This is a genomic window from Maricaulis sp., from assembly GCF_017642925.1.
Taxonomy (GTDB): Bacteria; Pseudomonadota; Alphaproteobacteria; order Caulobacterales; family Maricaulaceae; genus Maricaulis.
This window is the reverse complement of record NZ_JAEPOL010000008.1, coordinates 47,558-73,644: the sequence shown is the minus strand read 5'-3', so window position 1 is coordinate 73,644 and position 26,087 is coordinate 47,558. Positions and strand designations below refer to the sequence as shown.

At 65.1% G+C, this 26,087-nt stretch carries 24 protein-coding genes and 2 tRNA genes; 8 read left to right on the top strand and 18 right to left on the bottom strand.

Annotated elements, in window-relative coordinates; translation table 11 throughout:
- Positions 1–31 precede the first annotated feature (31 nt).
- The 10 genes from nuoI to JJ918_RS08165 form a co-directional block, all read right to left on the bottom strand.
- Positions 32–520, bottom strand: coding sequence for an NADH-quinone oxidoreductase subunit NuoI (gene nuoI / locus JJ918_RS08210; protein ID WP_271186750.1), 489 nt, complete (start codon positions 518–520; stop codon positions 32–34).
- Between the two features lie 5 nt (positions 521–525).
- The gene (gene nuoH / locus JJ918_RS08205) at positions 526–1,599 is read right to left on the bottom strand and encodes an NADH-quinone oxidoreductase subunit NuoH (protein ID WP_291885681.1); all 1,074 of its coding nucleotides are present in this window, start codon (positions 1,597–1,599) and stop codon (positions 526–528) included.
- Positions 1,600–1,602: 3 nt separating this feature from the next.
- The gene (gene nuoG, locus JJ918_RS08200) at positions 1,603–3,696 is read right to left on the bottom strand and encodes an NADH-quinone oxidoreductase subunit NuoG (protein WP_291885678.1); all 2,094 of its coding nucleotides are present in this window, start codon (positions 3,694–3,696) and stop codon (positions 1,603–1,605) included.
- A gap of 12 nt (positions 3,697–3,708) precedes the next feature.
- Positions 3,709–5,022 (bottom strand): NADH-quinone oxidoreductase subunit NuoF, encoded by a 1,314-nt coding sequence (gene nuoF, locus JJ918_RS08195; protein WP_291885675.1) that lies wholly within the window; start codon positions 5,020–5,022, stop codon positions 3,709–3,711.
- Positions 5,023–5,025: 3 nt separating this feature from the next.
- Positions 5,026–5,700, bottom strand: a complete 675-nt coding sequence (gene nuoE / locus JJ918_RS08190) for an NADH-quinone oxidoreductase subunit NuoE (RefSeq protein ID WP_291885672.1) — start codon at positions 5,698–5,700, stop codon at positions 5,026–5,028.
- Positions 5,697–6,887, bottom strand: a complete 1,191-nt coding sequence (locus tag JJ918_RS08185; protein ID WP_367277678.1) for an NADH-quinone oxidoreductase subunit D — start codon at positions 6,885–6,887, stop codon at positions 5,697–5,699. Before JJ918_RS08185 ends, nuoE begins: the two co-directional genes overlap by 4 nt.
- Before the next feature lie 19 nt (positions 6,888–6,906).
- Positions 6,907–7,509, bottom strand: a complete 603-nt coding sequence (locus tag JJ918_RS08180) for an NADH-quinone oxidoreductase subunit C (RefSeq protein WP_291885666.1) — start codon at positions 7,507–7,509, stop codon at positions 6,907–6,909.
- A 26-nt stretch (positions 7,510–7,535) separates the two neighbouring features.
- On the bottom strand, positions 7,536–8,102 hold the full coding sequence (locus JJ918_RS08175) for an NADH-quinone oxidoreductase subunit B family protein (RefSeq protein ID WP_291885663.1): 567 nt from the start codon (positions 8,100–8,102) through the stop codon (positions 7,536–7,538).
- Positions 8,103–8,108: 6 nt separating this feature from the next.
- Positions 8,109–8,477: an NADH-quinone oxidoreductase subunit A gene (locus JJ918_RS08170; RefSeq protein ID WP_271186759.1), complete on the bottom strand. Its 369-nt coding sequence runs from the start codon at positions 8,475–8,477 to the stop codon at positions 8,109–8,111.
- 233 nt (positions 8,478–8,710) lie between these two features.
- The gene (locus JJ918_RS08165) at positions 8,711–9,184 is read right to left on the bottom strand and encodes a hypothetical protein (protein WP_291885658.1); all 474 of its coding nucleotides are present in this window, start codon (positions 9,182–9,184) and stop codon (positions 8,711–8,713) included.
- A gap of 165 nt (positions 9,185–9,349) precedes the next feature.
- Between JJ918_RS08165 and JJ918_RS08160 the strand changes: the two genes are divergently transcribed.
- From JJ918_RS08160 to JJ918_RS08135, 6 genes are all read left to right on the top strand, one after another.
- On the top strand, positions 9,350–11,632 hold the full coding sequence (locus JJ918_RS08160) for a TonB-dependent receptor (protein WP_291885655.1): 2,283 nt from the start codon (positions 9,350–9,352) through the stop codon (positions 11,630–11,632).
- A complete protein-coding gene (locus JJ918_RS08155; protein WP_291885652.1) occupies positions 11,629–12,192 on the top strand; it encodes a hypothetical protein in 564 nt (187 codons plus the stop codon). The genes JJ918_RS08160 and JJ918_RS08155 overlap by 4 nt, the downstream gene beginning before the upstream one ends.
- Before the next feature lies 1 nt (position 12,193).
- Positions 12,194–13,696, top strand: a complete 1,503-nt coding sequence (locus tag JJ918_RS08150; RefSeq protein ID WP_291885649.1) for a PepSY domain-containing protein — start codon at positions 12,194–12,196, stop codon at positions 13,694–13,696.
- 82 nt (positions 13,697–13,778) lie between these two features.
- On the top strand, positions 13,779–13,904 hold the full coding sequence (locus JJ918_RS08145) for a hypothetical protein (protein WP_291885646.1): 126 nt from the start codon (positions 13,779–13,781) through the stop codon (positions 13,902–13,904).
- A 104-nt stretch (positions 13,905–14,008) separates the two neighbouring features.
- Positions 14,009–14,701: a DUF599 family protein gene (locus JJ918_RS08140; RefSeq protein WP_291885644.1), complete on the top strand. Its 693-nt coding sequence runs from the start codon at positions 14,009–14,011 to the stop codon at positions 14,699–14,701.
- A 95-nt stretch (positions 14,702–14,796) separates the two neighbouring features.
- Positions 14,797–16,341, top strand: coding sequence for an AbgT family transporter (locus tag JJ918_RS08135; RefSeq protein WP_291885642.1), 1,545 nt, complete (start codon positions 14,797–14,799; stop codon positions 16,339–16,341).
- 18 nt (positions 16,342–16,359) lie between these two features.
- On the opposite strand, the gene JJ918_RS08130 is transcribed toward JJ918_RS08135, so the two are convergent.
- The 4 genes from JJ918_RS08130 to JJ918_RS08115 form a co-directional block, all read right to left on the bottom strand.
- Complete coding sequence (locus JJ918_RS08130) at positions 16,360–17,121, bottom strand: SDR family oxidoreductase (RefSeq protein ID WP_291885639.1); 762 nt, start codon at positions 17,119–17,121, stop codon at positions 16,360–16,362.
- Positions 17,122–17,159: 38 nt separating this feature from the next.
- Entirely contained in the window at positions 17,160–18,713 is a 1,554-nt protein-coding gene (locus tag JJ918_RS08125; RefSeq protein WP_291885637.1) for a DEAD/DEAH box helicase, read from the bottom strand.
- Between the two features lie 337 nt (positions 18,714–19,050).
- Positions 19,051–19,127 (bottom strand) — tRNA-Asp (locus tag JJ918_RS08120).
- A gap of 98 nt (positions 19,128–19,225) precedes the next feature.
- Positions 19,226–20,530: an adenosylmethionine--8-amino-7-oxononanoate transaminase gene (locus JJ918_RS08115; protein ID WP_291885635.1), complete on the bottom strand. Its 1,305-nt coding sequence runs from the start codon at positions 20,528–20,530 to the stop codon at positions 19,226–19,228.
- Between the two features lie 46 nt (positions 20,531–20,576).
- Between JJ918_RS08115 and bioF the strand changes: the two genes are divergently transcribed.
- Both bioF and bioD read left to right on the top strand, forming a co-directional pair.
- Positions 20,577–21,755, top strand: a complete 1,179-nt coding sequence (gene bioF / locus JJ918_RS08110; RefSeq protein WP_291885634.1) for an 8-amino-7-oxononanoate synthase — start codon at positions 20,577–20,579, stop codon at positions 21,753–21,755.
- Complete coding sequence (bioD, locus tag JJ918_RS08105; protein ID WP_291885632.1) at positions 21,755–22,414, top strand: dethiobiotin synthase; 660 nt, start codon at positions 21,755–21,757, stop codon at positions 22,412–22,414. Before bioF ends, bioD begins: the two co-directional genes overlap by 1 nt.
- Positions 22,415–22,417: 3 nt before the next feature.
- Here bioD and JJ918_RS08100 read toward each other — a convergent pair whose 3' ends face one another.
- The 4 genes from JJ918_RS08100 to JJ918_RS08085 all read right to left on the bottom strand — a co-directional run bounded on the left by JJ918_RS08100 (position 22,418) and on the right by JJ918_RS08085 (position 25,983).
- Entirely contained in the window at positions 22,418–23,386 is a 969-nt protein-coding gene (locus JJ918_RS08100; RefSeq protein WP_291885627.1) for a D-Ala-D-Ala carboxypeptidase family metallohydrolase, read from the bottom strand.
- 3 nt (positions 23,387–23,389) lie between these two features.
- Positions 23,390–24,955: a L,D-transpeptidase family protein gene (locus tag JJ918_RS08095; RefSeq protein ID WP_291885624.1), complete on the bottom strand. Its 1,566-nt coding sequence runs from the start codon at positions 24,953–24,955 to the stop codon at positions 23,390–23,392.
- Between the two features lie 246 nt (positions 24,956–25,201).
- Positions 25,202–25,277: transfer RNA gene (locus tag JJ918_RS08090), tRNA-Val, on the bottom strand.
- Positions 25,278–25,332: 55 nt separating this feature from the next.
- A complete protein-coding gene (locus JJ918_RS08085) occupies positions 25,333–25,983 on the bottom strand; it encodes a TetR/AcrR family transcriptional regulator (RefSeq protein ID WP_291885621.1) in 651 nt (216 codons plus the stop codon).
- Positions 25,984–26,087 lie beyond the last annotated feature (104 nt).

The window sequence follows — 26,087 nt, the reverse complement described above, 5'->3', positions numbered from 1 at the left end:
TCCGTCTATTGTTCAGCCAACGCCCCGCCAATCAGCGGTACGGGGCGTCGAGTTCCAGGTTTCTGGCAATTTCCCGTTCCCAGCGATCGCCGTTCTCGAGCAGTTTTGCCTTGTCGTAGAAAAGTTCCTCGCGGGTCTCGGCAGCGAACTCGAAGTTCGGGCCTTCCACGATCGCATCCACCGGGCATGCCTCCTGGCAGTAACCGCAATAGATGCACTTGGTCATGTCGATGTCGTAGCGCGTGGTGCGGCGCGAGCCGTCGGCGCGCGGTTCCGCCTCGATCGTGATCGCCAGCGCCGGACAGATCGCCTCGCACAGCTTGCAGGCGATGCAGCGCTCTTCGCCGTTGGGATAGCGGCGCAGCGCATGCTGGCCGCGGAAGCGCGGGCTGAGCGGCCCCTTCTCGAAGGGATAGTTCAGCGTCGCCTTCTTCTTGAAGAAATAGCGCATGCCCAAGCCAAAGGCGGACCAGAAGTCCATCAGCAGGGCGCCGCGAATGGTTTGTTGCAGTCGGCTCATGGGAGTTATCCTTGCGGGCCGTAGACGACGGCAGCACCCACCAGGGCCACCGCAACCAGCGAGGTCGGCAGGAATATCTTCCAGCCGAGGCGCATCAGCTGGTCGTAGCGGTAACGCGGGACCAGGGCCTTCACCATCGCAAACATGAAGAAGAAGAACACGACCTTGGCGGCGAACCAGAAGAAGTGCCAGGCGTGCGAGGCCAGATAGGGCCAGTCATTGACGAAGCCGTCCGGGAAAGGCGCATGCCAGCCGCCGAAGAACAGGATGGTCGTCATCGCGCACATCAGCACGATGTTGAGATACTCACCCACCATGAAGAGGAGGTAGGGCGTGGAGGAGTATTCCACCTGATAGCCGGCGACGAGTTCGGATTCGGCTTCGGGAAGGTCGAAGGGCGGACGGTTGGTTTCTGCCAGCGCCGAGATGAAGAACATCACCGCCATCGGCACCATCACCAGGAACATCGGCAGCGGGAAGGCGTGGAACGCCAGCAGGTTCCAGTTCCAGAAACCACCGGCCTGGATGTCGACGATGTCGGACAGGCGCATCGAGCCGGCGAACAGCAGCACGGTGACGATGATGAAGCCGATCGAGACTTCATAGGACACCATCTGTGCCGCCGAGCGCAGCGCGCCGAGGAAGGGATATTTCGAGTTCGAGGCCCAGCCGCCGATGATGATGCCGTAGACACCCAGCGACGACATGGCGAACAGGTAGAGAATGCCGACATTGAGGTCGGCGATCACCCAGCCCGGCGCCACCGGCACGACGGCCCAGGTGATGAAGGCGAGGATCAGCGTGATCAGCGGCGCCAGCAGGTAGAGCGAGCGGTCCGCGCCGGCCGGCACGACGATTTCCTTGAACACGAACTTGAAGAAGTCCGCGAAGGATTGCAGCAGGCCGAAAGCGCCGACCACGTTCGGGCCCTTGCGCATCTGCACTGCCGCCCAGACCTTGCGGTCCATCAGCAGCAGGAAGGCCAGCGAGATCAGCAGCACGATCATGAAGGCCAGGATCTGGCCGATCACGGCAAGCGTGCCCCAGAGCGGGCCGAATTGGGAGACGAACTCGCTCATCGCTTACTCCGCCGCTACTGCCGCCGGGGCGTCCTTGAGCGCGGCGCATTCGGCCAGCGTCTTGGAAGCCCGGGCAACCGGGTTGGTGAAATAGAAATTGCGCACCGCCGGCGTGAAGGCCGCATCGGCGACATCCCCGTCGGCACCGATCGACTTGGCGTCGAACTCCGCCGCGCCTTCGGCTCCCGGGGCATGATCGATTCCGCCGAGCACGGGAACGTCCTCGAACAGTTTCAGGCGCAGCTGGGTGAGATTGTCATAGGGCAGCGTCTTGCCGACACGCTCGGACAGCGCGCGGAAGATGGCCCAGTTTTCCTTGGCCTCGCCCTTCGGGAAGACCGAGCGGAAAGCCAGCTGCACGCGGCCTTCAGTGTTGGCGAACAGGCCGTCCTGTTCGGTCCAGGCCGCACCCGGCAGTACGAGATCGGCACGGTGGGCACCGGCATCGCCATGGCTGCCGACATAGATGACGAAGGCGTCGCCGAACTTCGATATGTCCAGCTCGTCGGCGCCCATGAGGACAATCGTCTCCATGCCGCCCGACTGCATGCCGGCGACATCCTGACCGCCCTCGCCCGGCACGAAGCCGAGATCGAGACCCGCAACGCGGCTGGCGGCCGTGTGCAGAACCGAGAAACCGTTCCAGTCTTCGCTGACAGCGCCAACGGCAGCGGCCAGATCGCCGGCCGCGCGCAGCACCTGGGCGCCGTCCTCGCGGGCCAGTGCACCGGCACCCACCAGGATGAGCGGACGCTTGGCGTCCTTCAGCGTCTTGATGAAGCCGGAGCGCTTCTTTTTCAGGCCGGCCAGATCCTTGGCGCCGGTCCCGACATGCTCGTACTCATAGGTCAGGTCGACCGGCTCGCCGATCACGCCGACCTTGGTGTCATTGTGCAGCCAGGTCTTGCGGATCCGCGCATTGACGATGGCCGCCTCGACGCGCGGATTGGCGCCGACGATGAGGATGGCGTCTGCCTCCTCAATGCCCGCAATCGTCGCGTTGAACAGGTATTCCTGGCGCGGACCGGTACCCAGCTTGGCGCCATCCTGGCGGCAGTCGATCGAGGCGATACCCAGGGCATCGGCCAGATCCTTCGCCGCCTTCATCTCTTCTGCCGAGCACAGATCGCCGGCGATCATGCCGATCTTCGAGGCATCGCCCGACAGGCGCTTGACCGCCACGTCCAGCGCCTCGCTCCAGCTCGCGGCGCGCAGCTTGCCGTTCTCGCGGACATAGGGTTTGTCCAGACGGCGCTTGCCAAGGCCTTCCCAGGCGTAGCGCGTCTTGTCGGAAATCCATTCCTCGTTCACGCCCTCATGGACGCGCGGCAGGATGCGCAGCACGGCGCCGCCGCGGGCATCCACGCGGATGTTCGAGCCGACCGCGTCCATCACATCGACGGTCTCGGTCTTCTTCAGCTCCCAGGGACGGGCGTTGAAGGCGTAGGGCTTGGAGGTCAGCGCACCGACCGGGCACAGATCGATGACATTGCCGGACAGTTCCGACGTCACCGCGTTTTCCAGATAGGTCGTGATCTCGGCATCCTCGCCGCGGCCGATCATGCCGATTTCCGGCACGCCTGCGACCTCGGTGACGAAGCGGACGCAGCGCGTGCACTGGATGCAGCGCGTCATCTCCGTCTTGATGATCGGACCCATTTCCTTGTCTTCGACGGCGCGCTTGTTTTCCGGGAAGCGCGAGCCGGTGCGGCCATAGACCAGCGACTGGTCCTGCAGGTCACACTCGCCGCCCTGGTCGCAGATCGGGCAGTCCAGCGGGTGGTTGATGAGCAGGAACTCCATCACCCCTTCGCGCGCCTTCTTCACCATCGGCGACAGCGTGTTCATGGCCGGCGGTTCGCCATTCGGCCCGCCGCGCATGTCGCGCACCTGCATGGCGCAGGACGCAGCCGGTTTCGGCGCGCCGACGAGCTCCACCAGGCACATCCGGCAATTGCCGGCGACCGACAGGCGCTCGTGATAGCAAAAGCGCGGGATTTCCCGGCCGGCCGCCTCGGCAGCCTGCAACAGCGTGAAGGAATTCGGTACTTCGACTTCTTCACCGTCGACTACGATTTTGCGAAGGTCGTCGCTCATTGGATGAAGTCCCTACTCTGCCGCAACGGTCTGGCTGACAAACACGGGTTTGCCGGCGCGATAATTGTTGATGCGTTCCTCGATCTCGCCGCGGAAGTGGCGGATCAGGCCCTGGACGGGCCAGGCGGCCGCGTCACCGAGCGCACAGATCGTGTGGCCTTCCACCTGGCCGGCAACGTCGAGCAGCATGTCGATCTCCTCGATCGAGCTCTCGCCCCGCGCCATGCGCTCCAGCACGCGCCACATCCAGCCCGTGCCTTCACGGCACGGCGTGCACTGGCCGCAGCTTTCATGGCGGTAGAAGTAGGAAATGCGCGCGATCGCCTTCACCACATCGGTGGACTTGTCCATGACGATGACGGCGGCGGTGCCCAGACCGGACTTGTGCGCCTGCAGCGCGTCGAAATCCATCAGCACGTCGTCGCAGATATCCTTCGGCAACAGCGACACCGAGGAGCCGCCCGGAATGACGGCCTTGAGATTGTCCCAGCCGCCGCGCACGCCGCCGGCATGCGTCTCGATGAGCGTCTTCATCGGGATCGACATGGCTTCTTCGACATTGCACGGCTTGTTCACATGGCCGGAGATCGAGAAGATCTTCGTGCCGACATTCCGCTCGCGGCCGAAAGAGGCGAACCATTGCGCCCCGCGGCGCAGGATCGTGCCGGCCACCGCGATGGATTCGACATTGTTCACCGTGGTCGGACAGCCGTAGAGACCGGCATTGGCCGGGAAAGGCGGCTTCAGGCGCGGCTGGCCCTTCTTGCCTTCCAGGCTTTCCAGCAGGGCCGTTTCCTCGCCGCAGATATAGGCGCCAGCGCCGTGATGGATATAGACGTGGAACGGCCAGCCATGGACGTTTTTCTCGCCGATCAGCTTGGCCTCATAGGCCTCCTTGACGGCCTTTTCCATCGCCAGGCGCTCGGTGACATACTCACCGCGCAGATAGATGTAGCAGGCGTGTGCCTGCATCGAGAATGACGCGATCAGGCAGCCTTCGATGAGAAGGTGCGGATCGTGGCGCATGATCTCGCGGTCCTTGCACGTGCCCGGCTCGGACTCGTCGGCATTGACGACGAGATAGTGCGGACGTGCGCCCACTTCCTTGGGCATGAAGGACCATTTCAGACCGGTCGGGAAACCGGCGCCGCCGCGGCCGCGCAGGCCTGACGCCTTCATCTGGTCGATGATCCAGTCGCGGCCCTGTTCGAGGATTTCCTTGGTCCCATTCCATGCACCCCGCTGCTTGGCGCCGTCCAGACCGGGGTCGTGGTGGCCGAACAGATTGGTGAAGATACGGTCCTTGTCCTGGAGAAGCTGGGTCATGACTTAGCCCTCCGCCTTTTCGGACTTGCCGGTATTGGGAAGCGTGACCGGCTTGGCGCGCGAGCCGTCATAGAGGCTCTCATCGGTCAGCACCTTGGTGCCATGCGGCTCGGACGCATTGCGCTCGGATTGCGGGCCGTACTTGACCTTCTTGCCGGCGGCGAGGTCATCGAGCAGTTTCTCGAAGCTCTCCGCGTCGAGATCCTCGATGTAATGGTCGCCATCCTTGTTCGCGAGCTGGATCATCGGGGCATTGGCGCAGGCGCCCATGCACTCCACCTCGACCCAGGTGAACTTGCCGTCCTCGGAAATCTCGTGCTGCTTGCCGATGCGGTTCTTGCACACCGAGATCAGCTCGTCCGACCCGCGCAGCATGCACGGCGTGGTGCCGCAGACCTGGATCAGATGCTCACCGACCGGGGCCAGGTTGAACATGGTGTAGAAGGTCGCGACCTCGTAGACGCGGATATAGGGCATCTCCAGCCGGTCGGCGATCTCGCGGATGGCGGGCTCGCAGACCCAGCCTTCCTGCTTCTGTGCGATCCACAGCATGGGGATGACGGCCGAGGCTTTCTTTTCCTCGGGATATTTCGCCAGCCAGAACTTGATCTCGTCCTCGCTCTTCTTGTTGAAGGCGAAGCTCTCGGGCTGGTCCTTTGCCAAGCGTCGAACGCTCATCGGTCGATCTCCCCGAACACGACATCAAGCGAGCCGATAATGGCCGACACATCGGCCAGCATGTGGCCACGGCTCATGAAGTCCATGGCGGCCAGGTGCGGGAAGCCGGGGGCCCGGATCTTCACGCGATACGGCTTGTTGGAACCGTCGGCGATCAGGTAGACGCCGAACTCGCCCTTCGGCGCCTCGACGGCGGCATAGACCTCGCCGGCCTCGACGTGGACGCCTTCAGTGTAGAGTTTGAAGTGCTGGATGAGCGCTTCCATCGAGCGCTTCATCTCGGCGCGGCGCGGCGGCGAGAATTTCGAGTCGGTGGCCAGCACCTCGCCCGCATTCTCCTCCTTCATGAGCCAGTCGCAGCACTGGATCATGATTTTCACGCTCTCGCGCATCTCTTCCATGCGGCACAGATAGCGATCATAGCAATCGCCGTGCTTGCCCACCGGAATGTTGAATTCCAGCTCGTCATAGACTTCATAGGGCTGCGCGCGGCGCAGATCCCAGGCCAGGCCCGAACCGCGCACCATCACGCCGGAGAAACCCCAGGCGAGCACGTCTTCCTTGGTCACCACGCCGATATCGACATTGCGCTGCTTGAAGATGCGGTTTTCGGTCAGGAGGCTGTCGATATCGTCGAGCTTTTCCGGGAACTGGTCGCACCAGGCACGGATGTCCTCGACCAGTTTCGGCGGCAGATCCTGGTGGACACCGCCGGGACGGAAATAGTGAGCGTGCATGCGGCTGCCCGAAGCGCGCTCGTAGAACACCATCAGCTTCTCGCGCTCCTCGAAGCCCCAGAGCGGCGGCGTCAGGGCGCCGACGTCCATGGCCTGGGTCGTCACGTTGAGCAGGTGATTCAGGATACGGCCGATCTCGCAGTAGAGCACGCGCACATACTGGCCGCGCTTGGGCACGGTGATCCCGGCCAGACGCTCGGCCGCCATGCAGAAGGCGTGCTCCTGGTTCATCGGGGCGACATAGTCGAGACGGTCGAAATAGCCGATGCCCTGGAGATAGGTCTTGTGCTCCAGCAGCTTCTCGGTGCCGCGGTGCAGAAGGCCGATATGCGGATCGACGCGTTCGACCACCTCACCGTCCAGCTCCAGCACGAGACGCAGCACGCCGTGGGCGGCCGGGTGCTGGGGACCGAAATTGAGGGTGAACTTGCGTTCGCCGGATTGCGTCATGTCGTCGGCAGCCATGGCTCTAGCCCTCCGCCTTCTCGTCGCCCGGGATGACGTATTTGGCGCCTTCCCACGGGCTCATGAAATCGAAGTCGCGGTATTCCTGGACCAGTTCGACCGGTTCGTAGACCACGCGTTTCTGCTCCTCGTCCCAGCGCACTTCGACATAGCCGGTGAGCGGGAAGTCCTTGCGCAGCGGATAGCCCTCGAAACCGTAATCGGTCAGCAGGCGGCGCAGATCCGGATGGCCGGAGAAGACGATGCCGTACATGTCGAACGCCTCGCGCTCGAACCAGTCGGCAACCGGGTAGACATGATGGATCGAGGCAACCGGGTTCTCCTCATCCGTCGACAGCTTCACGCGCACCCGGTGGTTCTGGTGCATGGAGAGCAGGTGGTAGACCACTTCGAACCGCTCGGCGCGCTGCGGATAGTCGACACCGCAGATATCGACCAGCGTCGTGAACTTGCAGGCCGGCTCGTCGCGCAGCCAGGTGATCACATCCTCGACCTGGTCGCGATGGATCGTCACGGTCAGCTCGCCCTGGGTCACAGTCCAGCCGGTAACAGCCGTGGGCTGACCCGCCTGGATGTGCTCGCCGAGAACCTTGAGAGCTTCGCTCATCGCCTTGTCACTCCTCGCGCCTGCCATCACCGTTCGATCGAGCCTTCACGGCGGATCTTCTTTTGCAGTTGAAGAATGCCGTATACCAGCGCCTCTGCGGTGGGCGGGCAGCCCGGCACATAGACGTCGACCGGGACGATGCGGTCACAACCGCGCACGACCGAATAGGAATAATGATAATACCCGCCGCCATTGGCGCACGAACCCATCGAGATAACGTAGCGCGGCTCGGGCATCTGGTCGTAGACCTTGCGCAGGGCCGGCGCCATCTTGTTGGTGAGCGTGCCGGCGACAATCATCACGTCCGACTGGCGCGGGGAGGCCCGCGGCGCAAAGCCGAAACGCTCGACGTCGTAACGCGGCATCGAGGCCTGCATCATTTCGACGGCGCAACAAGCCAGGCCGAACGTCATCCACATCAGCGAGCCGGTACGGGCCCAGGTGACGAGATCGTCGGCAGCGGCGACCACGAAGCCCTTGTCGGCCAGCGCATCGCTGACGCCGTCAAAGAACGGGTCGTGTTTCTTCGGGTCATAGCCGGGAACGGTCGCGCGTCCGGCCATGCCGGCATGAGGGGTCAGATCAGATGCCATGGTGGACTACTCCCAATCCAGCGCGCCTTTTTTCAGCTCGTAAATGAAGCCGATGGTGAGAACTCCCAGGAACACCATCATCGACCAGAACTCGAACTCGCCCAGATGCTCCCGCAGGGTCACGGCCCAGGGGAAGAGGAAGGCGACTTCCAGGTCGAAAATGATGAACAGGATGGCGACGAGATAGAATCGCACGTCGAATTTCATGCGGGCGTCGTCGAAGGCGTTGAAGCCGCATTCATAGGTCGAGACCTTTTCGGGGTCCGGCTTTGACGGCGCGATGACGAAAGCGGCCAGCATGAAGCCGAGGCCGATCGCAGTGGCCAGTCCGAAAAAGATCAGGATGGGCAGGTAATCGAGAAGCAGCGCGTCCATCGCCAAGCCTCGCCTTCTAGCGTCGGTTTTGCGGTGCGGGAGGCCGTTGTTTTCAAGGTGTGATCCGCCTCGGGACGAATCAACCACCGGCAACGGGACCCCCTGCCCGATTTGGCGCGGAAGCTAGAGCGCAGCGGCGCTGCGGGCAAGGCCTAAAGGCCGCCCTCTGTCAGTTCTGACGAATATAGCGACACACAGCGAACAATAAATGCAAATGATTTGCAATATCGAAATCAGCCGGGATGGCCCTGCCCGCGCCGCTCCAGCCCGACAACCGAGCGCCAGAAGGCGAACCGGAGGAAGGGCGAGCGGCGGGTGAAGGTCCCGTCCGGAAAAATATGCCAGGGGCGATAGCCCCACCGGCAGACCAGTGCCCGGGCCTCACGGCCGAACCCCTCGGCATGCGCCGCCGCCAGGGCTGCCCGGCGTGTGCACCATGTCCCCCGGGCACGCCGGAAGAGCCGCCGGGCCCGTCCGGTCACGCCATTGGCCTGGCGCAACGCCATGCGCAGCACACGGTATTGGCGGTAGCGCGCCGCCGTATCCAGCACCAGCACACCGCATCCCAGTATCGCCAGCGCGTCGAGCCACAAGAAGGGGGAAATCGCGAAGGCAAGGACGAGACAGCACGCCGCCAGCAGCAAGGGCGGCCAGACCGGGTCGATCAGGCGGAGAATCGGAAGGGGCCGGACGGATCGTGCGTTCATATGACGCAATCTGCCCGCCCGGCCGAAACCCGCCAGCGGGATCGCCTGCCCGCCTGTCCCCCCTCTTGCTGCACCTCCCGCATCAGCGCCTAGATGAGAATGCGATTGACTCGCATTTGTAACAATGACAAGACCCGCATCCGATCAACATCGAGGGGGCTCACCGTGTTCAATCGTCAATTCCTGCTGGCCGGAACGGCCAGCATCCTGGTCTTCGGCCTGGCTCAGCCTGCAACGGCCCAGGAGGCGGCGGACAGCAACGAGGATGTCATCACCATCCTGGGCGAGAAGATCGAACGCTCGCTGCAGGACACGCCCACCAGTGTTGCAGTCACCACGGCCGAGCGGATCGAGAACGAGAATATCCGCACCCTGTTCGACATCGTGAACCGCACCGCCAATGTCGGCGAGACCTACGGCCCGACCGAATTCACCATCCGCGGCATCTCCAGCCATAATGTCTCCGGCGGCGGCACCGGCGGCCTGGCCAGCATCTATGTCGATGGCGTGGCCGTGCCCGACGGCGTGACCGGCACATCGGCCGGCCCCTTCAACATGTGGGATGTCGAGCAGGTGGAAATCCTGCGCGGTCCGCAATCCACCCTGCAGGGCCGCAACTCGCTGGCCGGCGCGATCGTCGTCCAGTCCCGCGCGCCGACCTGGGAATGGGATGCCCGCGCCCGCCTGTCCGCGACGGATCAGGACGATGTAACCCTCTCCTTCGCCGGCGGCGGCCCGATCGTGGAGGACCAGATCGCTTTCCACATCGCGGTGGAGAACCGCGAGTTTGACGGCATCGTCGACAATCCGACGCGCGGCGGCACGGTGGACGGCGTGTCCAACCTGCACGCCCGTGCGCGCTTGCTGATCGAACCGGACGCCGTGCCCGGCCTGTCGGTCCTGGGCAGCTATACGCACTACGAACAGGAGTCGGGCTATCCCTACACTTATATCCGCACGGATACGCCGGACTTCTTCGACAACCGGATCAACACGTCCGACGCGCCCAATTCCAACGATTCAACAACCGACATGGTCACGCTCAATATCGACTACGAGCTGACCGACCGGTTCGTGCTGACCAGCCTGACGGCCTGGAGCCTGGTCGATACCTATCTCCAGTATGACAACGATCTCAGCGCCCAGCCCGCAGCCTATGGCGACACGGATAACGAGACCGAGACCCTGACCCAGGAGTTTCGTCTCGATTATTCCGGCGACCGCCTGACGGGCCTGGTCGGCCTCTACCTGTCGGATCGCGATGTCGACAACAAAAGCTCCAGCCTCACGCTCGTGAATACGCCGGAAACCACCCTGGTCGGCGTGCTGCAGGGCCCGCCCTTCGGGCTCGATGCCGCCACGGCCGCCTTTGCCGCCGGCCTCTACGTGTCGGCGCTGCCGCAGATTGCCGTGTCCTATGCGTCCCAGGCTCCGTCCTCGATCGAGACCTCGGCCCTGTTCGCCGACGGCCGGTTCGAGCTGACGCCCAGGCTGACCCTGCTCGGCGGCTTCCGCTATGACCGCGAGACCTACACCATCACCTCGGACCAGACGGCGGTGTTCGCCGGCACCTATCCGGACCCGGCCCTGTACGGTCCCTACGCCCCGGTGATTGCGGGCCTGAACCAGGTCGTCGATCTCTTCGTCGCCCAGGCCGGGGCCTCGGCGCCGACGGACTCGCGCGATTTCGAAGCCTTCCTGCCCAAGCTCGGCCTGACCTACAACTGGACCGACGATCTCTCGACCAGCGCCATCGTGCAGCGCGGCTACCGGTCCGGCGGCTCGACCGTCAACATCGCCCGCTCGACCGTCGTGCCCTACGATCCCGAATACACGTGGAATTACGAGCTCTCGCTGCGCTCTCTGTGGCTGGACGGCGATCTCTCGGTCAACGCCAACGCCTATTACATCGACTGGACCGACCAGCAGGTGTGGGTCAATCTCGGCCTCAACGACTTCGATACCCAGACCGAAAATGCCGGCAGCTCGCATCTCTACGGGTTCGAGCTGGAAGTGGCCCATCGGGTATCCCGCGGCTTCGACTGGTATGCCTCGCTTGGGCACACGAAGACCGAGTTCGACGATTTCGTCATCGTCGATGGCAGCTCCACCGACGACCTGTCCGGCTCCGAATTCGCCTACGCCCCGGCCTGGACGCTGGCCGCCGGCGCGAACTGGACCTGGAGCAATGGCCTCTTCGCCAATCTCAACGGCAGCTATCGCAGCGAGGAGTACACGGTCACCGGCGTCAACCAGGCCGGATCGGAAGTCGCTGCACGGACACTCGTCAACGGGTCTGTCGGCTATGAACAGGACAGCTGGGCGGTGTCGCTCTTCGTCAACAACCTGTTCGACGAGGACTATTTCCAGTACCGGCGGAGCAACGTCCCTTACGCCATCCTCGGCCAGCCGCGGGTCGTCGGCGTCACGCTCGAGACGAACTGGTGATCGACGCTCTCGTCATCGCAGCGCTTGTTGCGACCGGGATCGCCGCAGCCTTTGTGCTCCGGCAGGCCTGGCGGCATCCCTCCGCCGCCAGGCCGGTCCTGATCCTGGCGGGCTGGGCAGCCGTGTCCGCGCTCGTCGTGATCGCCGCCATCGCCCTCGGCTCGGCCCGGGGTCCCGCCTTCGCCATGGCCCTGATACCGGCCGGCGCCCTGGCACTGGTCGCGACCGGCGTGAAGCGGCGCGAGGCGAATGGCCGCGTGGCCCGGTCGCGGGCGCTGGAGCCGTCCCTGCGCGGTGCGAAGATCTGGCGCGGCATCATGCGCACCCTCGTCGCGGCGCCGCTGGGCTGTGTCGTCTCGCTCACCCTGGGCATCGCCTGGACCGTCTGGTTTCCGTCCGACCCGCAGACCCGGATCGTGCTGGGCGGTGTGCTGGTGCCTGTCCTGTGGGCCGGCGCGATGGCCTGGGCCCTGACCGATGACCGTATCCTGCGTCCCGCCCTCACCATGATCGCGTTGACCCTGGCGGGCGCTGCGCTGATCGCAATCGAAGGCTTCTGACATGGCTGAACGACAACGGCCCCGGGCAAAGACGATCTGGCCGCGCATGTCCGCACCCTTCGTGCAGGCCGTGCTCGCCGGCCACTCCTCGCTGGGTCTCGCCTTTGCCGCATTGATCTATCTGGTCTGCTTCTCCGGAACGGTCGCGGTCCTGGTCCATGATTTCGAGCGCTGGGAAGCGCCGGTCGTCGCCCCTGTCGAGGCGGCGGGGCCGGATACCGCAATCGCAACGGCCCGGAGCTTCCTTTCCGGCCACCCGGCGACCGAGCACATCTTCATCTCGCTGCCCGACATCAATTCGCCGCGCACGCGCATCTACGCAGAACTGCACGACGGGGAGATACTGGAGGGCTTCGCCGACACGGACGGCACCTGGTCCGGCCCGGCGCAGACGCCCTGGTCGGCCTTCATGCTCGGCCTGCATATCGACCTCCACCTGCCCCACGCTGTCGGCTCCTTCGTGGTCGGCATGACCGGGGTGGCGCTGCTGTCCCTCCTGATCTCGGGCCTCCTGTCGCATCCGCGCATCTTCCGCGACGCCTTCCACATCCGGCTGGGCGGCACAAAACGCCTGCAGGAGGCCGATCTGCACAACCGGGCCGGCATCTGGGCCCTGCCCTTCCACATCGTCATCGCGCTGACCGGCGCGCTGCTGGGCCTGACGACGCTGATCGCCGGCACGCTGGCGCTCGCCTTCTTCAAGGGCGATGTGGAACAGACCTATGCGCTCTTCTTCCCGCCCGCGCTGGAGGACGACACCACGCCCGCGCCGATCCCCGATCTCGAGGCCATCCTGGCCGATGCCGCGGCCCGTGCGCCCGGTGCCGAGCTGCGCATGCTGCGCCTGGACCATCCGGGCGAGACCGGCCAATCCGTCCACGTCACAATGGGTTATGCCGACAAGCTCGCCTTCGGCGACAGCTATATCTATGACGGAAACGGCGCCCTGTTTCACAGCGAACAGGTGTCCGAAAGCTCGCTGGGCACCCGCATCCTGCAGACGATCGGTCCCTATCATTTCGGCTGGTTTGCCGGCTGGGTTTCCAAGCTCGCCTACATCCTTCTGGGCGCCGCACTGACCTGGGTGACCAGTACCGGCGTTGCCATCTGGACCGCCCGCCGCCGCTCCAAGGGCCACCCCGCCCCCGTCACCGAACGTCTGTGGGCCGCGACCGTGTGGAGCCAGCCTTTCGCCTATGCGCTCTCCGCCCTGACAGCGCTCGTGTGGCCCGGGCCCGATCCGCTGCTCGTCTGGGCCATCGCGACCGGGCTGTGCCTGGGCCTGACTGTGCCGTTGGGGCCTGTTGCCCTGTCCACCGGCCTGCGTGCGGCAAGCGCGCTCCTGCTGACCGTCCTGCCCCTGGCACATGTGCTGCGGCATGGCGCGGATTATGCCGACCCGGTGGCCTGGGTGATCAATGCCGGCCTCCTGGCGAGCGCCGCCCTGATCGCCCTCAGTCTCGCCTGGCGCGCCGCCCCGGAACGCCGGACCAGGATGGCCTGAAAGCCGGACACTGTTGGCCGGGGGCCGACAAATCGCCCCATTCGCCCTATACTGGGGTGTATAGCCACGAAAGAGGTACGGAATGTTTATTCTGAACTCCCAAGAGGCTCGCCAGGGTGAAAAGGGACATGGCGTGCGTTGGGTGCTGGCGATCTCCACCGCCGCAGCCGCGATTGCGCTCCTGCTTTTCCTGGTTGCGAACGCCTGACGGGCGACACCCCATCGACGGCCTCTGCACCATCGGCCGCTGCGGCTTTCCCGCGGCGCGAATATGCCTAGACTGATCGTCCACGGCGGACGAACGGACAGGCGATGTCGGATTATTACGGGGTTATCGGCTTCCTGCTGATTGCAGGCGGGTTTTCCTGGCTGGTCGATCACAGCCCGTTCTCGAAACACACGCTGTCGCGCGCGATGGACGTGCACCGGCGCCGCTGGATGGAAGGCATGGCCAACCGCCAGGTGCGGATCATGGACAGCCAGATCATCGCCGGCCTGCAGAACGGCATCGCCTTCTTCGCCTCGACCGCCTTGCTGGGTATCGGCGCCGCCTTCACACTCATTACCGCGCTCGATCCGGTGATGAGTGCCGTGCAGGACGTGCCCTTCCTCGACGCCTCCTCGCGCCTGCAATGGGAGGTGATGTCGCTGGGTCTCCTGGTGATCTATGCCTATGCCTTCTTCAAGTTCGGCTGGGCCTACCGGCTGGTGAACTATTCCGCCATGCTGCTGGGCGCCACGCCGGACACCGGCCGTGACGAAGCGGCGTCCGAAGAAATCCTGGCGGCTGCCCGCCGGGCCGGCGCCATGAATGTCGTCGCCGGACGCCAGTTCAATCGCGGCCTGCGCACGCTCTTCATGTCGATCGGATATCTGGCCTGGATCGGCGGACCGGCCGCACAGATCCTGGTGACGCTGGCCGTCGCGGCGATCCTGGTCTACCGGCAATTTGCCAGCCCGGCCCTCGCCGCGCTGAAGGCCGGTGACCTGCCCGGGCAGGGCTAGATCGCATCACGACTGCCCCGGCGAGCCCGGAAAACATTGCACTTTGTTCCCGAACGCGTCCATTTTGCCCCGACAACAAATCTGGGGGAGAGGCCATGAGCCTGGGGAATTCGATACTCAACGCCGTCGAGCGTGCCGGCAACCGCCTGCCCGATCCGGTGACGATCTTCTTCATCCTGATCGGCGTGGTGATGATTGCGTCGCTGGGCCTGTCGATGCTGGGCGTATCCGTCGAACACCCCGTCACCGGTGACACGATCGAGGTCGTGAACCTGCTCACCGGTGCCCAGTTACAGAATCTCCTGGTGAACATGCCGGCCGTGCTTACCGGCTTCGCTCCGCTCGGCATGGTCCTTGTGGTCATGATCGGCGCCGGTATCGCAGAGAAGACCGGTCTGCTGGCAGCGGGCATGCGCGGGATGGTGTCCGGCGTGTCCAATATGCTCCTGACCCCGACACTCGTTTTCGCGGGCGTGATGGGCAATCTAGCCGTCGATTCCGGCTATATCGTGATGGTGCCGCTCGGCGCGGTCGTGTTCGCGGCCGTCGGACGGCATCCGGTTGCAGGCCTGGCAGCGGTCTTCGCCGGCGTCTCTGCCGGCTTCTCCGCCAATCTGGTCGTCACCTCGCTCGAACCGCTTCTTTTCGGCATTACCGAGACGGCTGCCCGCTCCATCGAAACCGGCTGGACGCTGAACAATCTGGACAATTACTACTTCACCATCGCCCTCACCCCGGTGCTGGTCGTGGTCGGCACGCTCGTGAACAATTACATCGTCGAGCCGCGCCTGGGCAGCTGGGAACGGCCTGCCGACTTCGCCGAACCCGAAGACAGCGGAGCCCTGTCGCCGAACGAGCGCAAGGGGCTGGCCTGGGCGGGTATCTCCATCCTCGTCATGATCGCCCTCATCCTCATGATGACGGTGCCGTCAAACGGCATCCTGCGCGGCGCTGACGGCGGACTGGGGCCCTTCTTCCGCTCCATCGTCGGAATCCTGATGATTGTCTTCCTCGTTGCCGGCGGGCTTTACGGCGTGGCTGTCGGCACCGTGAAGTCAGACCGTGACCTGGTACAGCTCGGCACGAAATCCATAGCCGATATGGGCGGATACATCATTCTCGCCTTCGCCATGGCGCACTTCATCGCCTTGTTCGGGGCCTCCGAGATCGACACCGTCATCGCCATCTCGGGCGCAGAAGGCCTGCAAGCGCTCAACCTGCCGGCCCCGTTGCTGATTGTCGGCATGGTGCTGCTGGTGGCCGTGCTCAACCTGTTCATGGGCTCGGCCTCGGCCAAATGGGCGCTGCTGGCGCCGATCTTCGTGCCGATGCTGATGCTGCTGGGTATTTCGCCGGAAGGCTCGACGCTGGCCTACCGCATGGGCGACCAGGCGACGAACATCATCACGCCACTGATGCCCTACCTGCCGCTCATCCTCATCTTCGCCCAGCGCTACGTGCCGGAATTCGGCCTGGGCAGCCTAATCGCAACCATGCTGCCCTACTCCGTCGCCATCCTGCTCAGCTCGATTGCCCTTCTGGGCATCTGGTTTGCGCTCGATCTGCCGTTGGGACCGGACGGTGCCAGCTTCCACTACGATATCTCGACAGTGGTTCAGGATACCGGCGGAGAGAATTGACGCCCCGCCGGCTCCCGGTCATTTCGTGATCGAAACGCCGCCATCCACAAGATGGGCGGTGCCGGTCACAAAGCTCGACAGATCGCTGGCCAGATATAGCGCTGCGCCGGCGATCTCGTCGGGATCGGCGATCCGGCCGAGCGCGTGAATACCCTGGACATAGGCGCGGATCTCGTCGGTCGTGGCGAACTGGGCCGCCATCGCGGTATCAGTGCCACCCGGCAGCAGCGCATTGACGCGCACGCCGCGCGGGCCGGCCTCGGCGGCCAGCGCCTGTACCAGTCCGATCAGACCGGCCTTGCCGGCAGAATAGACGCTCATGCCCGGCATTCCGGCCGTATGGCCGACAAAGGAGCCGGTGAAGATCAGCGAGCCGCCGCCGCGGGCATAAAGCGCGGGCAGCTGGAAACGGGCCGCATGGAAGGCGCTTGTCAGATTGGCGTCGAGCGTCGCGTGCCAGTTCTGCGCGGTCTGCTGTTCGATCGGCGCGAGATCGCCCAGCCCGCCGGCATTGTTGAAGGCAATATCCAGCCCGCCGAAATGCTGCGTGGCCGTCTCGACCAGGCGTTCGGCAAGAGCCGGGTCAGCCGCGTCGCCGGCAAGTGCCAGAACCTCGCCGCCGGCTTGGCGGATTTCGCCGGCGACGCGGTCCAGCGCCTCCGGCCCGCGGGCATTGATCACCAGGCGGGCGCCCTCATGGGCAAAGCGCAGGGCGGCCGAACGGCCGATCCCTGCGCTGGCACCTGTGATGATGGCGGTCTTGTTCGTCAGAAGTGACATGATGCGTCCTCGTCAGTTGGAAACGAGGCGCACCCTGATCACGCGGGGACGTGCGCTCCACCCGATCCTTGTGACGCATTGCCGGTGCGGCGCTTGCGCGGACGCCGCGGCTTGCCGCCGGCATCGCCCCGCGCCTGCTGACGCTCACCGGAACGCTCCTGCGACCGGCCCGGCTTGCGCTCGCTGCGGGCAGCCTGATCGGGACGCTCGCCGCGCGGGGCGCGATCGCCACGGAACGGCTTGCCCTCGGCCCTCTGGCCGTCGCCCTGCTGGCGCTCGCCGCGTTGCCCCTGGGACTTGGGACCCTGGGACTTGGGACCGCGCGGCTTCTGACCGCGGGGCTTGTGATCCTGGGCATTCTGGCCCTGGGCCCGCTGGCCCTGACCCTGGCCCTGATTATTGCGGCTGCGCGAGCGCTTCTTCTTCACCGGCTTGGTGTTGCGGGCTTCAGCGAAGAAATCGGCTTCCTCGCCGACAATCGCCCGCTCGATCTCGACACCGGTGAGCTTTTCGATATCGCACAGATATTCGTACTCGGACGGATCGCACAGCGAGACGGCGACACCGGTCTTGCCCGCACGGGCCGTACGGCCGATCCGGTGAACATAGCTTTCCGGGATATTCGGCAGCTCGTAGTTCACGACGTGGGAGACGTCGTCGACATCGATACCGCGCGCGGCAATGTCGGTGGCGACGAGGATTTTCACATGGCCGGACTTGAAGCCGTCCAGCGCCTTCACGCGCTGGCCCTGGGTCTTGTCGCCGTGGATGGCAGCCGATTTGAGACCGTACTGGACGAGGCTCTTGTTGACCCGGTCGGCACCGCGCTTGGTGCGGGTGAAGACGATCGAGCGCTCCACGGACCGGTCCGACAGCAATTCCAGCAGCAGGTCGCGCTTGGAATCGCGCGGCGTCAGCACCACCGACTGCTCGATCCGCTCGATCGGGCGCGAGGCCGGAGCGACCGAGATCTGCTTGGGATCGGTCAGGAGATCATGCGCCAGTGCCTTGATCGGCTTGGGCATCGTCGCCGAGAGCAACGCCGTCTGGCGGTCTTGGGGCAGGCGGGACACGATATCGCGGATCGCCGGGATGAAGCCGAGATCCAGCATCTGGTCGGCCTCGTCCAGCACCAGGGTGCGCACCTGCGACAGGCTCACCGCGCCGGAGCGCACGAGGTCGAGCAGACGGCCGGGCGTGGCCACGACGACATCGACGCCGCGCGCCAGCATCTTCACCTGCGGACCGATTTTCAGCCCGCCCACGACCAGCGCCGAGGAAATGCGCATGTGCTGGGCATAGCCCCGCAGGTTTTCGAGAATCTGTGCCGAGAGTTCGCGTGTCGGCGACAGGATCAGCGCCCGGCAGGTCTTGGGCGCCGGCCGCTTGTTGTCGGCGCTGATGGAATGGAGGATGGGCAGCACGAAGGCCGCCGTCTTGCCGGTGCCCGTCTGGGCAATACCGAGCACGTCGCGCCCTTCGATAAGGGCAGGAATCGCTTCGCGCTGGATCGGGGTCGGCTCGTTATAGCCGGCATCTTCAAGCGCGCGGAGAATGGGCTCGGCCAGGCCGAGTTCATTGAACTGGGTCAAAATATATCTTTCATGGGTCCGGAGCGCCGCCAAAAGGCCGCGCGCACGAACGAACGGGTTTTCAGTGTGGAAGCCTGCGTAGATCAGCCGCCGTCTTGTCGGCGCCGGCCTGGCGCCAGGGTGGCAATGATCAATACGCGCCCGGCCCGGAACCGGGCCTTGAAAGGGCGGAAAGTCTCGCCAACGTCTGCAATGCAGCCTCAAAGGACTGACTACTCACCGCAGAACGTGGGCGCTCTTTTTCATGCTTCGAACGGTTTGGCAAACGAAAACGGCCGCTCCAGGCAGGAGCGGCCGTTTTTCGATCCGTGCACCACCCCCTCCGGGAAGAGGGAAATGGCGCGAGTGACGGGACTCGAACCCGCGACCTCCGGCGTGACAGGCCGGCGCTCTAACCAACTGAGCTACACCCGCTTGAGCGGCTCGCCGAAGCGAGGTGCGTTGTTTATGAGCAGACCGCGGTCCGGTCAAGCGGCCAATGCAAGCGATCTGCAGATAATGCAGCACCTTGTTCAGCTGGCCGCAAAATGGCCTTCCGCCCAGGCGCGTGTCACCGCGACAGTCGTGCGGATCAGATGCTCCAGATCTCCCTGTGAAATCACGTAAGGCGGCATGAGATAGACGATATTTCCAAACGGCCGCACCCAGATGCCTGCCTCGACAAAGGCCGATTTCAGCGCGTCGAGCTCCGGCAGTCCGGGCATTTCTATGACGCCGATCGCGCCCTGCCAGCGCACATCAACGACGCCGGGAATATCGCGGGCCTGCGGCAGGAGCGCCGCATAGGCGGCTTCTATTGCGGCGACCTGCTCCAGCCGCGGTTCGCGCTCGAACAGGTCGAGCGAGGCATTGGCCGCCGCACAGGCCGCCGGATTGCCCATATAGGTCGGCCCGTGCATCAGCGCGGCAGAGGCTTCGTCGCGCCAGAAATGTTCGAACATGCCGCGCGAGGCGATTGCCGCCGCCAGGGGCAGTGTGCCGCCCGTGAGCGCCTTGGAGACCGTCATCACATCCGGGACGATCCCCGCCTTCTCGCAGGCGAACATCGTGCCCAGCCGGCCAAAGCCGGTCATGATCTCGTCGACGATCAGCGGCAGACCGCGCGCATCGCAGGCCGCGCGGATCGTGCGCAGGGTTTCCGGCGAAAAGAATCGCATCCCGCCCGCACCCTGCACCAGCGGCTCGGTCACCACGCCGGCAATCTCGTGCGCATGCGCGTCGAGCAGCGCCTCGAATCGCGCCGTGCTTTCAGGGTCCTGCGGCAGGTCGGCGACAATCTGCTGCGGCAGGGAGCCCGCAAACAGGCTGTGCATCCCCTCCTCCGGATCGCACACCGACATGGTGGCGATGGTGTCGCCATGATAGCCGCCGCGAAAGCATACAAAGCGCGTGCGGCCATGGACACCGCGATTGATCCAGGACTGGACTGCCATCTTCATCGCGATCTCGACCGAGACCGAGCCCGACTCGCAGAAGAAGACATGATCGAGATCGCCCGGCGCCAGCGCCGCGAGGCGCGCCGCCAGCCTTTCGGCCGGTTCATGGGTCAGCCCGCCCAGCATGACATGGGACAGGCGCTCGACCTGATCGCAAATCGCGCCGACAATATGCGGGTGGCTGTAGCCGTGAACGGTGGTCCACCAGGAGGAGACACCGTCGATCAGGCTGCGGCCATCGGCGAGTTTCAGCCGCACGCCCTCCGCCGACACGACCGGCAGGGCCGGCTGTGCGGTCTTCATCTGGGTATAGGGCCGCCAGAGATGTCGCCCTTCGGGCTTGAACCCGCCGGGCAACGCAGTTTTCAATGTGTTGGACATGACGGGCGGGCTTTAGCAGGCCTCTCACCCGAACGACAGGCTTGATATGACTTCCGCAGCCGCCTCACTCGAGCGCTTTGCCGCCGACAAGCTTTCCGCGCTGGACCGCAAATCCCTCCGCCGGCGGACGGTCGAGACGCGCCACCGCGACGCGGTCCATGTCGAGCGCGACGGGCGGTCGCTGATCAATGTCTGCTCGAACGATTATCTGGGCCTGGCCCATCACCCCCAGGTGATCGAAGCCGCACGCGCCGCGACGGCCGAATGGGGCGCCGGCTCCGGCGCATCCCGCCTGGTGACCGGCGGCCACCCGCTCCTCTTCCAGCTGGAACGCCGCCTGGCGGCCTTCAAGGGCACCGAGGACTGCATCGTCTTCGGTTCGGGCTATCTGGCCAATCTGGCCATTACGCCGGCGCTGGCGGGACCGGACGACCTCGTCCTGATCGACAGCCTCGCCCATGCCTGCCTGCATGCCGGCGCGCGCCTGTCCCGGGCCCGTGTCGAAGTCTTCCGCCATAATGACATGGACCAGCTGCGCAGCCTGCTGGCCGAACATCGCGGCGAAGCCCGCCACGCCATGATTCTCACCGATGGCGTGTTTTCCATGGATGGCGATTTCGCCCCCCTGCCGGATATTCTGGCCCTGGGCGAGGAATTCGACGCCTGGACGCTGGTCGACGATGCGCACGGGATCGGCGTGGTCGGCGGCGGGCGCGGTTCGGCGCATGCCTTCGCGCCGCCCGCCGCCGCACCGCTGCAGATGGGCACGCTGTCCAAGGCACTGGGAAGCTATGGCGGCTATCTGTGCGCGTCCGAACGCGTGTGCGAGCTGCTGCGCTCGCGCGCCCGGCCGCTGGTCTTCACCACCGCCCTGCCCCCGGCCAGCGCCGCCGCCGCGCTTGCCGCACTCGATCTCATCTCGGCCGATCCGGGCCTGTGCGAACGCCCGCTCGAACTGGCACAGCGCTTTGCGAGCAAGCTGGGCCTTTCCAGACCCGTCTCACCGGTCGTGCCCGTCATCCTGGGCAGCGAGACCGCCGCACTCGCCGCTTCGGCTGCCCTGGAGGCCGAAGGCTTCCTGGTGACCGCGATCCGTCCGCCGACCGTGCCGCCGGGAACAGCACGCCTGCGCTTCACCTTCTCCGCCGCACACGAGACCGCCGATATCGACCGGCTTGCTGCCGCGCTGAAATCCATCCTGCAACAGACGGAGGCCGCCGAGTAATGCGCCCCATTTTCGTGACGGGGACCGGCACCGACGTCGGCAAGACCCACATCCTCTGCGCCATGCTGGAGGCCCATCGCCGGGCCGGCGGAAAGGCGCGCGTGCTCAAACCGGTGATCTCCGGCTTCGATCCGGCGCAACTCAATGCCACAGATACGATACGCCTGATGCGCGCCAACGGGGCTGAATTGACGGGCGAAGGGGTGCAGTCCGTATCACCGTGGCGCTTCAAGGCCCCGCTATCGCCCGACATGGCCGCCCGGCAGGAAAACCGCGAACTCGCGATCGACGCCGTGCTGCACTGGTGCCTCGACCAGATCGATCCCGGCATGCCGACGATCGTGGAAGGCGCCGGCGGCGTGATGTCACCGCTCACGGCAGACGGGCTCAATCTCGACCTGATCCGCGATCTCGACGCGCGGCCGATCCTCGTCGCCGGCGCCTATCTCGGCGCGATCTCGCACACGCTGACAGCGCTGCGTGTCCTGGACGCCCGCTGCACCGTGATCGTCAATGATTTCAACGCTGAACCCGTCCCGGCCCGCGACGTTGCCCGGACCATCCAGCGCTTTGCACCGCGGGCCGATGTGCGTGTCTTCGCCGGCGATGCCAGCGGACTTGTCGACCTTTTCGCCCTGCCGGAACCGGCGGCAAGCTGATCCTCAGCGCCCCCAACGCGCGCGAAAGCCGCGTTCGTCGACATGGACGAAGGCGCCATGGTGGGCATTCGGTCCGTATTCGCCGAGGCCGCCGGCCAGCCAGCTCTCATGGCCGGCGCCCGACATTTCCTCGACGAGATCGTAGAGCGCCGCCGCATCGGCGCGGTCGTGACGGCCATCACCATTGAGATCGTCCATCACGCCATCGCCATCGGTGTCGATGAAGATGTCGGCGGCGCCACCATAGATGTGGCGAGAATAGCTGCCATTGCCCAGGCCGGCATTGTAGTCCGGCGTGCGATAGCCGCTCATCACGGCGAAGCTGTCGGTGCGCCAGCCGCGGGCATTGGCCGCTTCCAGGATCTGCTCCAGCTTGAGCACGAGGCGTTCGGAGACGACGAGATAGGCAGGTCCATCCCCACCCTCCTGCTTGCACAGGAACTGGCCGAGACGGAAGTGTGGCGACAGGGGGAGCTCCTCGATGCCGGGGGAAACCTCGACGAAATATTCCGGCGCCCGGTAGGTCTCCAGGCCGCGATAAGGTTCGGCCGGATAGTGGCCGAGCCGATAGCCGTTGATCTCGGCATCGGCGGTTTCGCGTGGACGCATGACGATGAGATGCAGGTCCATCTGCGCACCGTCCGCGGCGGTCAGTGTCATGTGGTGATGGCCGGGCGTGTCCGGCGCAGTCCACACCGGCGTCATCGACAAGTCCTCGCCCTCCCAGGCGACGGGCTCGCTGGCCGTCAGCGAGACAGTCTCGCCGGGACGCAGAAAGAGCGTGAACTCGCGATAGTCGATGTCGACCCCACCGGGCGTGGTTACCGTGAAACCGGTGCGGCCGGGATCGAAACCCGTATCAAGCCTTTCGACCCGGATCGGGGCGGAAGCGACAGCGAGATCCGTGGAAACGTCACGGCTCGTCGCGCTGGGAAGTGCGGCGGTTGCCGCTAACAGGAACGTGGTGAACACGCACTACTCCGACACTGTCGAACCTGCTCCCTCAAGTTCGTCGATGATGATCCCGTCCCTGTTATATAGGTCGTCGAGAAAGCGGACGCCAAGAGGGGCGTCAGGCACTACCGTCCAATAGACGACCTCGACCGGGATCCTTTCGGAGAGATCGACACGGGTTTCCACACCGCTGGCCAGCACCCGGTCGATCCGCTCGGGCGGCCAGTCAGGCATTCCCTCGGCGACCCAGCGTGTCAGGTCGACCGGCCGGTCGACGCGCATGCAGCCGGAGGAAAATGCGCGACGCTCCTCATCGAACAATTGCCGGGTCGGCGTGTCGTGCAGATAGGTGTTGTATGGATTGGGGAAGATGAACTTCACCTGTCCCAGCGCATTCTGCGGCCCCGGCGCCTGGCGCAGCCGATAGGGAAAAGCGCTGGCGGGCACGGTATCCCAATCGATTTCAGCAGGATCGACAAGGTTGCCGTCGCGGTCGAGCACCTGGAAGCCCAGACGCTGCACCATGTCGGGATCGCGGCGGAAGGCCGGCAATTCGTCGCGGACGGCCAGGCTGTGCGGCGTCTCCCACCAGGGATTGAGAATGAAATAGGCAAGTTCGGCGGAGAAGACCGGCGTCGGTCGCGAGCGCCGGCCGACAATCAGTCTGTGGCGTTGCTCGACCTCTCCCCCGGACCAGGCTTCCAGCAAGAAGTCGGGAATATTGACGCGCAGGAGCCGCCCCTCCAGCGATCCGCCCTGCCAGCGCAGGCGCTCGAGGTTCGCGGCGATCTGCCGCACCCGGTCTTCCGAAGGCACATTCAGCCAGTCGATCGTCTCGGCCCCGGCCACGCCGTCCCCGTCGAGATGCGCGCGCTGCTGCAGGCGCAGCACGGCCGCCGCCATCTCGTCATCGAACAGGTCCCGCTCGGTTTCAGGCACCAGCCGGAAGACCTCACCCGTCGCTTGCAGCCGCGCCCGCAATTGCGCCACGCGGGGCGACCGGTCACCGGGATGCAGCGCCACGCCGGGCTCGATCCGCGGCCAGGCTCCCTTGGCGTTCACCGCACGATAATCTGTCAGAGCCGTGCGCAGCCGCGCATAACCGTCATCCCGCGGCGCCAGCGCTTCAAGGCTTTCCGGCACCCGATCATTCTCGAGCGCACTGGCGAGATAGGTAGCAAGGTCCAGATCGCGCCGCGGCGCAGACCAGCCCCGCTCGACCGTCTGCGGATCCAGCCGGCCGCGCAGCAAATCATGGGCAAGGTCGAGATAGGCGCGGGTGGCGATTTCATCGAGCCGCCGGTCCGACCGGCGCGGATTGGCCGCTTCGAGCAGATCGAGACCGTAGCTGGCCGGATCGAGACCGTGCGAGCCGGCATCGCGTACGGCCTCCAGGAGGGCCTGGAAATGCTTGCGCCTGCGCCACCCCGTCCAGGCCGGCGCATTGTCACGTCCGTCGTAGAAGCGCTCGAAGGCGTTGCAAGAAAGGCAGATCCCGCTCTCCGCCTGCGAAGGCGCCGGCGCGAGATCGTCCCCGGACGCACCGCAGATCGAATTCGCCAGGAACAGGGCCAGAATCAGTTTCACGATCGCTCACTCAAGCTTGTCCGCCGGCCGCTCGGACCGGATCCGCTTCGCACACGATGGTGCGCTGTGAGTTCATGTGGATCAAGGATGGGGTAGCTTGCCACCTTGGAGCCCGCAGGGCGGTGGCGGAAGCAGGTCCGGAGCCTGTCCTCGAAAGTCCCCCTACGCCAAGGCTTCGGGGGACACCTCTTCGCCCCAGGTGCGCGCTGCGGGTGGCTTGCCACCCGAAGCCCGCAGGGCGAAGGATGGTGGGCGGTGAGGGGTTCGAACCCCCGACCTACTGGGTGTAAACCAGTCGCTCTCCCAGCTGAGCTAACCGCCCGATCCAAGGTGAGCCGCGCTTTTAGTCCGCCGCAGCCCTTCGACGCAAGCATGCGCTACTTCTGCGCCGCAGCATCGCGGATGAGTGCACCGATCATCATCGAGGCCTGTTCCAGGGCTTCGGCAACCGGATCCTCCAGCGCAGCATTGGGCAATGTCATGGTGACAATGCCGTGCACCGACGCCCACAACGTCCGCGCCGCACGCCGGCGGAAGTCCGCGTCCTCGAACCCCCTGCCCGCCTCCAGCACACCTTCCACGATCCCGAACAGGGCATCCTCGGTCTCGGTATAGGCTTTCGGCGCAGCGCCGGACTGACGGCGATTGAAGGACAAAAGCGCCCTCCAGCGCGCATTCTGGGTCACGACAAATTCGATATAGGCACGAGCCAGGACCAGGGCCCGCTCGAACACCGCTTCCTGCGGCAGTCCGGAGGCCTCGAGCGCCGAGCTGTGATGGATCTCGATATCGCGATAGGTACGCAGATTGAGTTCGCGGATCAGGTCGTCGATATCGCCGAAGAGCTTGTAGATCGACCCGACAGACAGGCCGGCCCGCGCCGCAATCGTGCGCGCCTGCATGCCCTTGAGGCCCTGCTCTGCAAGCAGTTCGCCCGCCGTCAGCAGCGCCTGCTCCCGGACTTCCGGCGTCAGGCCGGGCCGCCCCCGGGGACGCGGCCGGGCCGGCGTCGCCTGTTGTGTATCCATACGCACTTCCCGCTCGCAGCGTCAGCCGGCCGCGCCGCGCAGGCGCGTGGCACGGGCCGACATCATCCAGTCCATGATGGAGGTCATTCGTCTACAGACCATTG

Bases quoted from the DNA above. Each gene is read 5' to 3' on its own strand.
- nuoI (WP_271186750.1), bottom strand. From the start codon at position 520: ATGAGCCGACTGCAACAAACCATTCGCGGCGCCCTGCTGATGGACTTC.
- nuoH (WP_291885681.1), bottom strand. From the start codon at position 1,599: ATGAGCGAGTTCGTCTCCCAATTCGGCCCGCTCTGGGGCACGCTTGCC.
- nuoG (WP_291885678.1), bottom strand. From the start codon at position 3,696: ATGAGCGACGACCTTCGCAAAATCGTAGTCGACGGTGAAGAAGTCGAA.
- nuoF (WP_291885675.1), bottom strand. From the start codon at position 5,022: ATGACCCAGCTTCTCCAGGACAAGGACCGTATCTTCACCAATCTGTTC.
- nuoE (WP_291885672.1), bottom strand. From the start codon at position 5,700: ATGAGCGTTCGACGCTTGGCAAAGGACCAGCCCGAGAGCTTCGCCTTC.
- JJ918_RS08185 (WP_367277678.1), bottom strand. From the start codon at position 6,887: ATGACGCAATCCGGCGAACGCAAGTTCACCCTCAATTTCGGTCCCCAG.
- JJ918_RS08180 (WP_291885666.1), bottom strand. From the start codon at position 7,509: ATGAGCGAAGCTCTCAAGGTTCTCGGCGAGCACATCCAGGCGGGTCAG.
- JJ918_RS08175 (WP_291885663.1), bottom strand. From the start codon at position 8,102: ATGGCATCTGATCTGACCCCTCATGCCGGCATGGCCGGACGCGCGACC.
- JJ918_RS08170 (WP_271186759.1), bottom strand. From the start codon at position 8,477: ATGGACGCGCTGCTTCTCGATTACCTGCCCATCCTGATCTTTTTCGGA.
- JJ918_RS08165 (WP_291885658.1), bottom strand. From the start codon at position 9,184: ATGAACGCACGATCCGTCCGGCCCCTTCCGATTCTCCGCCTGATCGAC.
- JJ918_RS08150 (WP_291885649.1), top strand. From the start codon at position 12,194: ATGGCTGAACGACAACGGCCCCGGGCAAAGACGATCTGGCCGCGCATG.
- JJ918_RS08145 (WP_291885646.1), top strand. From the start codon at position 13,779: ATGTTTATTCTGAACTCCCAAGAGGCTCGCCAGGGTGAAAAGGGACAT.
- JJ918_RS08140 (WP_291885644.1), top strand. From the start codon at position 14,009: ATGTCGGATTATTACGGGGTTATCGGCTTCCTGCTGATTGCAGGCGGG.
- JJ918_RS08135 (WP_291885642.1), top strand. From the start codon at position 14,797: ATGAGCCTGGGGAATTCGATACTCAACGCCGTCGAGCGTGCCGGCAAC.
- JJ918_RS08130 (WP_291885639.1), bottom strand. From the start codon at position 17,121: ATGTCACTTCTGACGAACAAGACCGCCATCATCACAGGTGCCAGCGCA.
- JJ918_RS08115 (WP_291885635.1), bottom strand. From the start codon at position 20,530: ATGTCCAACACATTGAAAACTGCGTTGCCCGGCGGGTTCAAGCCCGAA.
- bioF (WP_291885634.1), top strand. From the start codon at position 20,577: ATGACTTCCGCAGCCGCCTCACTCGAGCGCTTTGCCGCCGACAAGCTT.
- bioD (WP_291885632.1), top strand. From the start codon at position 21,755: ATGCGCCCCATTTTCGTGACGGGGACCGGCACCGACGTCGGCAAGACC.
- JJ918_RS08085 (WP_291885621.1), bottom strand. From the start codon at position 25,983: ATGGATACACAACAGGCGACGCCGGCCCGGCCGCGTCCCCGGGGGCGG.